This window comes from Candidatus Allofournierella excrementigallinarum, from assembly GCF_944388085.1.
In the GTDB taxonomy this organism is placed as follows: domain Bacteria; phylum Bacillota; class Clostridia; order Oscillospirales; family Ruminococcaceae; genus Allofournierella_A; species Allofournierella_A excrementigallinarum.
The window spans coordinates 1-12389 of sequence record NZ_CALXHK010000056.1; the positions used below are offsets into that span (position 1 = coordinate 1).

Sequence of the window (12389 nt, forward strand, 5' to 3'; positions counted from 1 at the left end):
TGAAAAGTGTCCGAGATGCCGCGTGCGAGGGTGCGTGCCCCCGGGCGGACGCAAAAGAAACGGCAACGCCGCGTGCGAGGGTGCGTGTCCCCGGGCGGACGCAAAAGAAACGACAATGCCGCGTGCAGTGGGGCCGGGCCGGGCGAAGCGGTTCGGTCAAAACAGGCCCTTTTATTGTCCGGGCGGCGCTGTGCTGCGGGCAGTTTTGCGCGAAATGGCCGCGTCTCTGCCCGCCGCCGCACGCGGCGTTTCGGACACGCTGCACTCGCATCGTGCAGCGTGTCCGCTCCGAGGCGCACTACGCGGCGGCAGTGCCGCGTCCGGCTCGGCTTTCATCGTGCGGCAGGCGGGGAGAAACCGGCCGAAGCGCCGGCCTTCCGCCCCCGGGCGGACGCAAAAGAAACGGCAACGCCGCGTGCGGCGGGGCCGGGCCGGGCGAAGCGGTTCGGTCAAAACAGGCCCTTTTATTGTCCGGGCGGCGCTGTGCTGCGGGCAGTTTTGCGCGGGGTGGGGCGCGTCTCTGCCCGCCGCCGCACGCGGCGTTTCGGACACGCTGCCCTCACACCGTGCAGCGTGTTCGCTCCGAGGCGCACTACGCGGCGGCAGCGCCGCGTCTGGCTCGGCTTTCATTGTGCGGCAGGCCGGGAGGAACAGGCCGAAGCGCCGACCTTCCGCCTCCCCGCCCCGCCAAAACAAAAAGCGCCGCCCCCTCCTGGCCGGAGAGAGGCGGCGCTTTGCCGTCTGTTTTATTCTTCTTCCGCGCCCACAAGGCCGTTCCACAGCCGGAAGTAGACGCCTTTCTTTGCCAGAAGCTCGGCGTGGGTGCCCTGCTCCTCGATGCCTTCCCTGCCCAGCACCAGGATGCGGTCGGCGTTCTGGATGGTGGTCAGCCGGTGGGCGATGGTCAGGGTGGTGCGCCCTTTGGCCAGCGCCTCCAGGCTGCGGTTCACCAGCACTTCGCTCTCGTTGTCCAGCGCGCTGGTGGCTTCGTCCAGGATCAGGATGGGCGGGTTTTTGAGGAACACCCGGGCGATGGAGATGCGCTGCTTCTGGCCGCCGCTCAGCTTCACGCCCCGCTCGCCCACATAGGTGTCGTAGCCGTCTTTCAGCTTTGTGATGAACTCGTGGGCCCCGGCCAGTTTTGCCGCGGCCTCCACCTCCTGGCGCGAAGCCCCCGGCCTGCCGTAGGCGATGTTTTCATACACGCTGCCGCTGAAAAGGTAGACGTCCTGCTGCACCACGCCGATGGCGCCCCGCAGGCTGCCCAGCGTCACCTGGCGCACGTCCTGCCCGTCGATGAGGATGCGCCCGCTTGTCACGTCGTAAAACCGGGGGATGAGGTTGCACAGGGTGGTCTTGCCGCCGCCGGAGGGCCCCACCAGCGCCAGCTTTTCGCCGGGGCGGATCTCCAGGTCCACGCCGCGCAGCACCCGGTTGTGGTCGTCGGGATACTCGAAGGAGACGTTCTCCAGCCGGATGGCCCCGGCCTTCACCTCCAGGGGCTTTGCATCCGGCGCGTCGGTGATCTCGATGGGCGCGTCCATGATCTCGCAGAAGCGCTCGATGCCGGTCATGCCCCGCTGGAACTGCTCGGCAAACTCCACGATGCGGCGGATGGTGGCGATGAGGGTGGTCACATAGAGCATGTAGGCCACAAGGTCCCCGGCGGCGATGCGCCCGCTCACCAGGAACAGCCCGCCCGCCACGATGACCACCAGATACATCAGCCCGTCGAACAGGCGGGTGCTGGTCTGGAACGCCGCCATGAAGCGGTAGGTCTCTTTTTTGATGGCCTTGAAGGCCTCGTTGTCCCGCCGGAACTTTTCAATTTCCACCGCCTCGTTGGCGAAGGCCTTCACCACCCGCTCGCCCAAAAGGCTGTCTTCGATGCGGGCGTTCAGCTCGCCAATCTGCACCCGCTGGCGGCGGAAGGCCGCCCGCAGCTTCAGGTTGATGATGGTGGACACCACACCCATCAACGGCACGCAGGCGAAGAGGATGAGGGTGAGCGCCACGCTGGACTGGCACAGGATGATGAAGCTGGCGGCGATCTTGATGGCGGCGATGAAGAATTCTTCCGGGCAGTGGTGGGCGAACTCGGTCACGTCGAACAGGTCGTTGGTGATGCGGCCCATGATCTGGCCCACCTTGGTGTTGGAGTAGTAGGTATAGCCCAGCCGCTGCAGGTGGGCGAAGGCGTCGCGGCGCATGTCCGTCTCCACATACACGCCCATCACGTGGCCCATGTCCGCCATGTAGTAGTTGGCAAGGCCGTCGATGACGCGCAGCACGAGATACAAAAGGCCCAGCCGCAGCACCAACCCCGCGGTGAGCAGGGAGGCGTCGGTGGTGGCGGTGTTGGTCAGAAACCGCATGATGAGCGGCAGCACCATGTCGCACAGGGTGGTCAGCGCCGCGCAGAAAAGGTCAAAGGCCAGAATGCGCTTATACTTTTTCAGATAGGGCCAGAAGCGCCGCAACAGGCCCTTTTTGGGGGCGGTGTGTTCCATGGGATTCCTCCTTTTGGGCAAATGCCCGGCAAAACAAAAAGGCCCGCGAAGGCCTTTTTGTGGGTGGATGGGTTTACGCGGCGGGCTGCTCGGTGATCTGGGTGGTGGTTTCGGTGGTAGTTTCGGTGGTGGTGCCGTTGGTGCCGCCGTTGTTGCCGTCGGTGGAAGGCTGATAATTCGGATCCGTCCCATTGCAGACGGTGCACACGCCGTCCACATAGTTGTGGACATTGGTGGCGGGAATTTCCTGGGTGTAGCTGTGGTTGCAAAGCGTACAGGTTAAGGTCTCCAAGCCGGGAGAGGTGCAGGTGGGCTGCACAGTAACAGACCCGATGTAGTTGTGCGTGCATGGGGTGGGCTCCGGCGGCGTTGTGTTGCCGCCGCCGGTGGTGGTGCTGCCGCCGGTGGTAGTGCTGCCACCCGTGGTGGTGCTGCCGCCGGTAGTAGTGCTGCCGCCGGTGGTGGTGCTGCCGCTGGTGGTGCTGCTGCCGGTGGTGGTGCTGCTGCTGGAGCTGGCCGCCGTGCCGGTGCACTTGCTCGGGTCGTTCTTGCACACCGGGCAGTCCTGATTGGGCGCCGCGCTGTCGCACTTGGTGGTGCAGGTGCAGGTGGGCGCGGGGGTGGGCGAAGCGGTGGGGTCGGGCTCTTCCTCCTCCACCCTGCGGAAGTGGGCGGTCAGGAACACGCCGTTGGCGTCGGCGTCGCCGGGCACGGTGAACATGATGCTCTCCTGCTGGTCGACGAAGCCGATGCTGGCACTCCAGTGGTCGAACTCCCAGCCGTCGTCCGCCACGGCGGTGATCATGCTGGTCTGCTTGCCCTTCTGCACGCTCTGGCTGGTCTCGCCCACGATGTGGCCGCCCTCGCCGGCGGAGATCTCCACCGGCACGGCGGTGGAACCGCTCACGCCGATGGGGTCCTGGGTGATGAGGCCGGGGGTGACGCCGTTGATCTTGGGAATGTCCTTCAAAGGCTTCGGGCGGGTGTCCTCGGTGACGTAGGCGTGGGTGCGGATGTAGCTGAACAGCGCCCGCGCGCCGTTTTTGCTCAGATGCACGCCGTCCAGCGCGAGGGTGCAGCCCTCCTTGGCCCAGCCGGTTTCCGGGTCTTCCAGCGCTTCGCTGGTGTCCAGATATTTATAGCCCTCGGCCTCGCACATCTCCACGATGGCGGTGTTCAGCCGGTCCACCTGCTTCATGGACAGGTTCGTGTTGCTGCGCTCCTTGTCCAGCGGGGGAACGGCGCTGACGATGATGTCGGCGTAGGGGTAGGCCTCGTGGATGGCCGCAAGGCCCTCGGTGTAGTAGTCGATGAAGGTGTCGGTCTCCATGGTGAGGTTGTTGGTGCCGAAGCAGATGATGATGCGCTGGGGCTGCATGATCTTGACGATCTCGGGGATGGCCATCTCGCCCCTGCCCACAAAGTGCTCCCACTTGAGGCTGGTGATGTTCTGCACGCCGGCGCTCACCACCCCCACCGTGTTCTCGATGGTGGTGAAGTGCACGTCGGAGTTATCGTCCGGCCCGTAGTACATGTAGCGGGCGGTGTTGGAGTCGCCGATGAAGAGGGTGCCGTCCAGATACTCCTGGCCGGCGTCCTCGGTCTCGGGCAGGATGGTGCCGGTGAACTCCTCTTTGTTCACCTTGCCCGCCTCGGCGTCGTAGGAGGAATCGTCCACCGGGGCGGACCAGCTGTTGGAGGCGCTGCCCGGCTCGGCGCCGGCGCGCACGGCGAACACGATGGCGGCGATCACGGCCACCGCCAGCACGCCGGCCGCGCCCGCGAGGACGGGGATGCCGGCGGGGCTTTTTATAAAGGCCCGGATCTTGGCGGCAAGATCGGAAGAACTGCTTTTTTTGGAATGCACGACGGGGGACCCCTTTCCATGTCGTTGGTCTGCTTGCCCGCCGGGAACAGCGGCGGGCGCGGTCTCGGTGCTATTTTACACCTTTTTGCCCGCCAGTGCAAACCTTCCGCCCTTTTTTGTGCCGTTTGGGGGCGATTTTTTACCTTTTTCCCCCACTTTAAAGGAAAAAAAGGCAGGGGCGGCCCCTTCGGGCCGCCCCTGCCGGGCAGAAAGACGCCTGCCGTTATTCCTGCCGCAGCCGGTCCACCACCGGGCGGCGGCGGGCCGCCCGGTCCGCCGCCAGGGGGATGGCCGCACCCAGCACCGCGAACGCCGCCCCCAGCGCCGCCACCGGCCAGAGGGTGGAACGGAAGGTGAAGAACCAGACGATGCGCTCCACCGCCGCGCCCAGGGCCGGGCCTGCCAGCGCCGCCAGCGCCAGGGCCAGCGCCGCCGCGCCCAGGGTGTAGGCAAGGCCCTCCAGCGCCAGCATGGCGCGCAGCTGGCGGGCGGTCATGCCCACCGCCTCCAGCACCGCCAGCTCCCGCCGGCGGGAGCTGATGCCGGTGACGATGGCGTTGAAGAAGTTCAGCACCCCCACCAGCGCCACGATGAAGCTCAGCGCACCGCCCAAGAGAAGGAACATCTGCCGGATGCTCTCGAACTCCGCCGTGAAGGTGGCCTTGCTTTCGTAGTCAAGGGTGGGGTCCACGTTTTCGGTGTAGTTCTGCAAAAAAGCCTCCAGGCCGTCGCCGGCCCCCTCCTGGGCGTTGAAGGCGTAGTACATTATGTTGCTGGTGCCGGTGTCCCGCACAAAAGTCTCGGCCCCCATCACGAACTCGTCCGCGCCGTAATAGCCGTAGTCCAGGGCGTTGGGCACCGCCACCAGCGTCGCCACGGTGTAGTCCACGTCCCGGTACTCCACCGCCCGCTCTACGGGGCTGGCCCCGGCGGGGATCTCGGTCAGGTCCTGGTACACCGTGCCGGTGTTGGTGTCCACATATTCCAGCTTTTCCACATAGCGCAGAGTCACCGTGTCCCCCAGCTTTGCCCAGTGGCTGTCCGCCACAAGGTCGCCGTAGTCGTCCTCGGAATAGACCGCTGCGATGCAGTTGGCGTTCGGGTCGTTCAGTTTGGAAAGGTCACCCTCCAGCACCTTCAGCTGGTCCAGGGCGAAGGGCTCCATGCCGTAGAGCTGGGCGGTGTCCTCCACCCGGCCCGCCTCGTTGCGCCCTTTCGAGCGGAGCATGGCGTCCAGCTGTTCTTCGCTGTACCACCGGCCGTGCAGGCTTCGGTAATAGTCGTCGGTGACGAACTCCAGCACCAGGGAGGTGCGCCCGTAGACCCGCGCGCCGTCGGCCACGCCCCCGGCGGCGTTCACCGCGTCGATGGCCTCCTGGGGCAGGGCCTGGCCGGGGTTGAAAATTTCGCTGCCGGTCTGGAAATGGGCGGCGCTGGCCAGGATGAAGTCGGTGGCGGTGAAGTAGGAGGTGTATTTGTCCATGTCAAAGCTGCCCGCAAAGGCGGTGGTGGCCCAGAACAGCACCACCGCCAGCGCCAGCGACAGCATGGTCAGGGCGGTCTTGCCCCGGCTGCGGCCCAGGTTCGCCAGCGCCATGGCGGGCAGCGACACCGCCTTGGCCCGCCGCCGCGCGCCGGGTTTCGGGGCGCGGCCCTCGGTGTAGCGCACCGCCTCCACCGGCGACACCCGCCCCGCCATCCGCCCGGGGCGGCGGCAGGAGATGAGCACGGTAATGAGGGCGAAGAGGGCCGCCCCCGCAAAGAGGGCCGGGCTGGCGCTCACCACCGGGGCCACTCCGTCGAGGCGGGCGGTGATGACCGGCACCAGCGCGCCGCCCAGCAGCCAGCCGAGAAGAAGCCCCGCCGGGATGCCCGCCGCGCTGAGGGCCAGCGCCTGGATGCGGATGATGCGCCGCAGCTGGCGGGGGGTGGTGCCGATGGCCTTGAGCAGGCCGTAGAAGCGGATGTCCCCCGCCACCGAGATCTGGAACACATTATAAATGATCAGGTAGCCGGTGAGCAGGATGAGCCCCAGCGCCCCGGCCAGAGCCAGCAGGGTGGGCGCGTCCAGCTTCATGCTCAGCTGGGCCCCGGTGTAGGCCCAGTTCACCCCGATATCGACGTAGTTTTCCCCCGGCTCGTCGCACTGGCAGCCGTAATTGGCAAGGACGCGCCGCAGGTTTTGTTCGATGTTCAGCGAGGAGGAGAACATCACGTCCATGTTCCAGCAGCCGGTCATGCCGTCCGCCCCCGGCGGGGCCACGCCCAGCTTTTCCAGGATGGAATCCACCCGGCTCTCGGGCAGCAGCACGTGGGAGGCAAAGGTGGCCTCGTCCTTCTCCCACCAGCCGCAGAGGGTGAAGGTCTCCTCGGTGAGTTTGCCGTCCACGCTGATGGGCAGGGTGAACTGCGCCCCCAGCTGGGGCTCTACCCCCAGCAGTTCCAGCACCCGGGTGTCCGCCGCGGCCTCGTCGGTGCCCTCGGCGGGCAGCCGCCCGGCGGTGGGGGCAAGGAACATCCAGTCCGCCTCGTTCTCGTCCGCCCAGCTCACCTCCACGTGGTCCTTCGTGAAGGCGTCCCCCTCGGCCATGCCCAAAAAGCGCCGCAGGCCCCACTCTTTTACCAGCGGGTCGGAAGAAAACAGTTCCGCCTGTTCCTCGGTGATGTACTTGAAGCCCCCGTGGGCGCGGCCGCCCACCTGGCGGAAGGTGGCCTGCTGAAAGCCCTCGTTGATGGACAGGGCGATGGTGAACAGGCTGGTGAAAAGCACCGCCGTGAGGGCGATGGCCAGCACCGCCACCAGGTTGCGGGTGCGGCTGGCGGCCAGGGCCCGCAGGCTCAGCCGCCGCACGCAGGCCTTGTTTGCTACCTTCATGCCCTCACCCCCTCGTCACGATGCGCCCGTCCTCGATGCGCACGATGCGGTCGGCCAGCTGGGCGATCTCCTCGTTGTGGGTGATCATCACCATCGTCTGGGAAAAGCGCCGCCCGGTCACCTTCATCAGGCCCAGCACGTCCTGGCTGGTCTTGGAGTCCAGGTTGCCGGTGGGCTCGTCCGCCAGCAGGATGGCCGGCTGGGCCGCCAGCGCCCGGGCGATGGCCACCCGCTGCTGCTGGCCGCCGGAGAGCTGCCCCGGCAGCCGGTCCAGCTTTTCCGAAAGGCCCAGCGCCTCCACCACCTGGGCGAGATAGGCCTTGTCCGGCCGGCGGCCGTCCAGCTGCACCGGCAGCACGATGTTCTCCCACACGCTGAGCACCGGCACCAGGTTGTAGGCCTGGAACACAAAGCCGATCTTGCGCCGCCGGAACACGGTGAGCGCTTCGTCCGAAAGGGCGAAGATGTCCCGCCCGTCCACCGTCACGGTGCCGGCGGTGGGCCGGTCCAGCCCGCCCAGCATGTGCAGCAGGGTGCTTTTGCCCGAGCCGGAGGTGCCCACCACCGCCACGAACTCTCCCTGTTCCACGTCCAGGTCCACGCCGTCCAGCGCCCGCACCCGGGCCTCCCCTGTTCCGTAGACCTTTTTGAGGCCCCGGGTCTGCAAAACGATCATTGGTCTTTCCTCCCAAAGAAAAAGTCTGTGCGTCCTTGCGACAACACAGACTTTATCACAAACATCTTTCCCGGTGCTGTCGGGAATGTGACAGTTCCGACACAAGTTTTTGCGCCGTCCGCCCGGGCCTCACCGCCGGGGCAGCCACAGCGAAAAGACGCTGCCCCTGCCGGGGGCGCTCTCCACCTTCAGATAGCCTCCCTGCCCCTGGGCGATCTGGCGGGCAAGGTAGAGGCCGATGCCCACCCCCTGCGCCTGATAGGCCCCGGGGCAGCGGTAAAAGCGCCCGAAAATTTTGGCGTGCTCGCTTTCCGGGATGCCGGGGCCGGTGTCCGCCACGCGGATGGCCGCGAACATCTCGTACAGCCGCGCCTCCACCGTCACCGCGCCCCCGGCGGGGGTGTATTTCACGGCGTTGTCCAGCAGGTTGCACAGGGCTTCTTCCGTCCACTTTTCGTCGAACACCGCCTCCCCCGCCGCCTCGCTGACGGTGAGGGCCACCCCCTTTTCCGCCGCCGCGGGGGCGTACTGGGCCGCCGCCCGGCGCAAAAGGGGCTCCAGCGGCCCCGGCGCGGGGTGCAGCGCCAGCAGGCCCGTTTCCAGCCGGCTGGTCTTGACCAGCGCCTCCACCAGCACGCCCAGCTTTTCCGACTGGGCGTCGATGGCCGCCGCGCAGTCCTGCCCGGCGGGGGAGAGGGGCTGCTCCGCCAGCAGCTGGGAATAAAGCCGCAGGTTCGCCACCGGGGTGCGGGTCTGGTGGGCGATGTCCGCCACAAGGCCCGCCAGCCGGTCCTTTTCCTGCCGCACCCGGCCCGCCGAGGCCTCGCTGGCGGTCAGATACCGGGCGAGGCGCGCCTCCAGCGCCGAGAGGCGGCTCTCGTCAAAATGTTCTTCCGAAAAATGGCCCTCCATGGCGGCGGTGAGCATCGCCTCCACCCGGCCCAGGGTGCGGGCGGCCCGGCGGCGCATTGCAAGGCCCGCCGCCAGGGCGGTGAGGCCCGCCAGCGCCGCCAGCGCCCCGGCGACGGCCCAGCCGGTCATGGCTCCACCGCCCAGGTGTAGCCGATGCCGTACACCGTTTTGAGATATTCGGGCCGGGCGGGGTCGGCCTCCAGCTTGTTCCGCAGCCGCCGCACCGTCACCGACAGGGCGTTTTCCTCCACAAACTGCGCTGCGTCGGTCCACACCCGGTCCACCAGGGCGGCCCGGCTCACCGCGTGGCCCCGGTTTTCCACCAGCACCCGCAGCAGCTTCTGCTCGGCTTTGGAAAGCTCGATGGCCGCCCCTTCCCGGCGGAAGTCCATCCGCTCAAAGTCGAAGGTGAAGGGCCCCAGCGCCAGCGCCCCGGCGGCGGGCTGTGCCCCGCCGCGCAGCCGGGCCGCCACCCGCGCCCGCAGCACCGCCAGCGAGAAGGGCTTGGTGATGTAGTCGTCCGCCCCGGCCTCCAGGCCGGTCACCTCGTCCAGCTCCAGGTCGTTGGCGGTGAGCAGGACGACCGGCGTGCCGTCCCCCGCGGCCCGCAGGCTGCGCACCAGGTCCAGGGCGCTGCCGTCCGGCAGGTTCACGTCCAGCACCAGCAGCGAAAAGCGCCGGCCTGCCAGCGCCGTTTTGGCCTCGGCGAGGCTGGCCGCTCGGCTCACCTCCCGGCCCGGCCCCGCCAGCGCCATGGCCACGCCCCGGCCCAGGGCCTCGTCGTCCTCCAAAAGAAAGATGCGCTCCATCTCCGGTTCACCTCCGCCGCAGTTTTTCTTTATTATACCGCCTTTTTGCAAAAATGCGACCCCGCGCGTATAATGAAGGGGAAAGGGGGCGAGGGCCACGATCATCCAAACCGGCGGGCGCACCGACACCGTGCAGTATTACTCCCACTGGCTGCTGCGCCGCTTTGCCGAGGGGTATGTGCTGGTGCGCAACCCCCGCTATCCCCATCTGGTCACCCGCTATGAACTCTCCCCGGACAAGGTGGACTGCGTGGTGTTCTGCTCCAAGGACTACCGCCCCATCCTGCCCCGGCTGCACGAGATCACCAGCCGTTTCCCCGCTTATTTTTTCTACACCATCACCGCCTACGGCAAAGACATTGAGCCGGGGGTGCCCCCCATCGAGGCGGGCGTCCAGACGCTGAAAGACCTCTCGGCCCAGGTGGGGCGGCAGCGGGTGGCCTGGCGCTACGACCCGGTGCTGCTCACGGAAGAATACACCATCCCCCGCCATTTTGAGGCCTTCGAGACCATGGCCCGGGAGCTGGCCCCCTTCGTGGATAAATGCATCTTCAGTTTCGTGGAGATGTACCGCAAGCTGGCGGTGAACATGCCCGGGCTGCGCCCGGTCCTGCCCGCCCGGCGGCGGGAGCTGGCGGCGGGCCTGGGGGCCATCGCCGCAAAGTACGGCCTGCCCCTGCAAATTTGCGGCGCCGACGAGGACTTTTCCTCCTTTGGCATCCGCCCCGCCGGCTGCATGACGCTGGAGGCCCTGGGCAAGGCCAACGGCCTGCGCTTCAAGGACCGGGTGCACCGGGGCATGCGTCCGGGCTGCCACTGCATCGAGACAAGGGACATCGGCGCTTACGACAGCTGCCCCAACGGCTGCCGCTACTGCTACGCCAACACCGACGCCCGCCTTGCCCAGAAAAACTACTGCCTCCACGACCCGGCCTCGCCCTTTCTGCTGGGCGGGCCGGAGCCGGGGGACGAGGTGCACAAAGCCGGCCAGCGGCCCTTCGCCATCACCGCCCGGCTGGACGACCCGGTGCTGCCCGGCTTTTGACGCAAAAAAGAAGGCCCCTGCAAAGGGCTACTCCTCATAAGGACATCTTGAGATGAACCCAAGAATGACCGATTGAGAGAGGCCCTGGGGTGTCACCCCAGGCGAAAATGGGGAAATAGCCGCAAGTCACGAAAATTGGCTTGCGGCTATTTTTTATGTCAATGTTTCAAAGCGACCAAACGATTAGGAACCATTCAAATATTTTAGTGGCTTTTTCAGATGACCTGTGGTATGGTGTCTTGCTGCAAGGAGGTAGGACACATGAACGACGCACTGAAACAGCACTACAACAGATTTTACATTCCACTGCCCATGGCGGAGGCTGAGCAGGAAATTGAAGCTTGTCACAAGCAGCTCATTGAGCGATTGGAAAAACCAGAGAGAAAACTGGTGCTGCGGATCATGGATAACCAGAGTCTGATTGCGGAAAAACGCTCCATGGACAGTTTTTTCTGCGGGTTCAAATTGGCATGGAAACTGGCATACGAACTGAATCACTTTGAAACGGACAGGCATCCCTTTCCAGCGGAAGAAGCGGAGAGAGATGCCTGATTTTTTTGTTGTTAAAAGTGTAGGACTTATGGACTAAGACACTTAGTCCTATATGCCAATTCGTTGCCTTATGTTGGGATGGTGTTATCCAATCCTGTTAATAGCAGGAGGCCTTAAACTCGATGTCATTTAATTTTCTTTTCAGCCAAAGATATTTTTTTCGGACACTACTATCGGCATAACCGCTTAATTGCTGATCAATTTTATTTCTAAGTTTTTTATATTTTGGATTTTTTTCGAGGCCGTCCCAAGCCGGGAAGTCAATATAACTTTCCAGTGCGTTGATATACCAGTACCCATCATCGTCTCTGAGCAAATCATCTTCATTGATAATGGTGTTATCCATTCCGCTTTGTACTTCATCTGACAAAATGATCCGTGGGTACTCGGCGTAGTTTTCTTGGGCAATATATGCATTCACCAATGCTTTACCAAAAATCATGTTGTTATCCACATAAAAATTGCCTTTGGAGATTGCCCCACGCAAAAAAATGGGTTGTTCAAGATTAAATAGCTTCTGTTGGATAATCATGCAAACATCAATCACAACCGCTAATGACTGTGGAAACTGGCAGGGAGCGGCAACCACGACGCTATCCGACATAATATGAATTTTAAGTTCTTCTCGCAAAATTTGATTATACCGAGCAAGAGAAGCACCCTTTGGATCTGTGGATCCTATCGCTTTGGTAAGTGCAATTTTGGCATCTTTTTCTGAAATTATAGCTAAAAAAATTTGCCTAACATTTTCAAAATCTTCTGTATTTATAATGTTTTTAAATCCAAGTATGTCTAAAAATGCCACAACATATTCAGCGTATGAATCCATAAATTCACCTCGTTGTTTTTTGTTTTCCAAACATGCTTGCTGATTTTATTTCTCGGTTTTTGAAAAGTGCTTATAACAAGTCAATTCCTCTAAATGCAGCAAAAAGGCAACCCACATTTTTTCGGTGTGGAAATGGTTGGCCCCAAACAATACTGTTAAATTCTCTGCCTCAGTTTTGACCAATCCGTGGCAGTTTGCATTTCGATACCTGAACCCAGTGCTTTAAAATGTTCTTTGCCACAATGAATCTTCATCTGCTCACTGGGTTGTAGGTGAATAAAGTTAGTTGTCCCCTTGGTTTCCAAGACAAAGTA

Annotated in this window: 10 protein-coding genes; 2 read left to right on the forward strand and 8 right to left on the reverse strand. The window is 63.6% G+C overall.

Going from position 1 to position 12389, the window contains the following annotated elements:
• Positions 1–746: 746 nt before the first annotated feature.
• The 6 genes from ACH2AT_RS09350 to ACH2AT_RS09375 all read right to left on the reverse strand — a co-directional run bounded on the left by ACH2AT_RS09350 (position 747) and on the right by ACH2AT_RS09375 (position 9649).
• Entirely contained in the window at positions 747–2510 is a 1764-nt protein-coding gene (locus ACH2AT_RS09350) for an ABC transporter ATP-binding protein (protein WP_394965485.1), read from the reverse strand.
• Between the two features lie 73 nt (positions 2511–2583).
• Positions 2584–4377, reverse strand: coding sequence for a GDSL-type esterase/lipase family protein (locus ACH2AT_RS09355; protein ID WP_394965487.1), 1794 nt, complete (start codon positions 4375–4377; stop codon positions 2584–2586).
• Between the two features lie 223 nt (positions 4378–4600).
• On the reverse strand, positions 4601–7252 hold the full coding sequence (locus ACH2AT_RS09360; RefSeq protein ID WP_394965489.1) for an FtsX-like permease family protein: 2652 nt from the start codon (positions 7250–7252) through the stop codon (positions 4601–4603).
• 4 nt (positions 7253–7256) lie between these two features.
• A complete protein-coding gene (locus tag ACH2AT_RS09365; RefSeq protein WP_394965491.1) occupies positions 7257–7928 on the reverse strand; it encodes an ABC transporter ATP-binding protein in 672 nt (223 codons plus the stop codon).
• Between the two features lie 129 nt (positions 7929–8057).
• Positions 8058–8969: a sensor histidine kinase gene (locus ACH2AT_RS09370; protein WP_394965493.1), complete on the reverse strand. Its 912-nt coding sequence runs from the start codon at positions 8967–8969 to the stop codon at positions 8058–8060.
• The gene (locus ACH2AT_RS09375) at positions 8966–9649 is read right to left on the reverse strand and encodes a response regulator transcription factor (RefSeq protein WP_394965495.1); all 684 of its coding nucleotides are present in this window, start codon (positions 9647–9649) and stop codon (positions 8966–8968) included. The genes ACH2AT_RS09370 and ACH2AT_RS09375 overlap by 4 nt, the downstream gene beginning before the upstream one ends.
• A gap of 103 nt (positions 9650–9752) precedes the next feature.
• Here ACH2AT_RS09375 and ACH2AT_RS09380 point away from each other — a divergent pair, with 103 nt between their 5' ends.
• Both ACH2AT_RS09380 and ACH2AT_RS09385 read left to right on the forward strand, forming a co-directional pair.
• On the forward strand, positions 9753–10694 hold the full coding sequence (locus tag ACH2AT_RS09380; RefSeq protein ID WP_394965499.1) for a DUF1848 domain-containing protein: 942 nt from the start codon (positions 9753–9755) through the stop codon (positions 10692–10694).
• Between the two features lie 261 nt (positions 10695–10955).
• On the forward strand, positions 10956–11246 hold the full coding sequence (locus tag ACH2AT_RS09385; RefSeq protein WP_394965497.1) for a DUF6809 family protein: 291 nt from the start codon (positions 10956–10958) through the stop codon (positions 11244–11246).
• A 97-nt stretch (positions 11247–11343) separates the two neighbouring features.
• On the opposite strand, the gene ACH2AT_RS09390 is transcribed toward ACH2AT_RS09385, so the two are convergent.
• Together ACH2AT_RS09390 and ACH2AT_RS09395 are read right to left on the reverse strand one after the other, a co-directional pair.
• Positions 11344–12075, reverse strand: a complete 732-nt coding sequence (locus ACH2AT_RS09390; protein WP_300134929.1) for a hypothetical protein — start codon at positions 12073–12075, stop codon at positions 11344–11346.
• A 155-nt stretch (positions 12076–12230) separates the two neighbouring features.
• The gene (locus ACH2AT_RS09395) at positions 12231–12380 is read right to left on the reverse strand and encodes a hypothetical protein (protein WP_394965501.1); all 150 of its coding nucleotides are present in this window, start codon (positions 12378–12380) and stop codon (positions 12231–12233) included.
• Positions 12381–12389 lie beyond the last annotated feature (9 nt).

Bases quoted from the DNA above. Each gene is read 5' to 3' on its own strand.
- ACH2AT_RS09360 (WP_394965489.1), bottom strand. From the start codon at position 7,252: ATGAAGGTAGCAAACAAGGCCTGCGTGCGGCGGCTGAGCCTGCGGGCC.
- ACH2AT_RS09375 (WP_394965495.1), bottom strand. From the start codon at position 9,649: ATGGAGCGCATCTTTCTTTTGGAGGACGACGAGGCCCTGGGCCGGGGC.
- ACH2AT_RS09370 (WP_394965493.1), bottom strand. From the start codon at position 8,969: ATGACCGGCTGGGCCGTCGCCGGGGCGCTGGCGGCGCTGGCGGGCCTC.
- ACH2AT_RS09385 (WP_394965497.1), top strand. From the start codon at position 10,956: ATGAACGACGCACTGAAACAGCACTACAACAGATTTTACATTCCACTG.
- ACH2AT_RS09390 (WP_300134929.1), bottom strand. From the start codon at position 12,075: ATGGATTCATACGCTGAATATGTTGTGGCATTTTTAGACATACTTGGA.
- ACH2AT_RS09365 (WP_394965491.1), bottom strand. From the start codon at position 7,928: ATGATCGTTTTGCAGACCCGGGGCCTCAAAAAGGTCTACGGAACAGGG.
- ACH2AT_RS09350 (WP_394965485.1), bottom strand. From the start codon at position 2,510: ATGGAACACACCGCCCCCAAAAAGGGCCTGTTGCGGCGCTTCTGGCCC.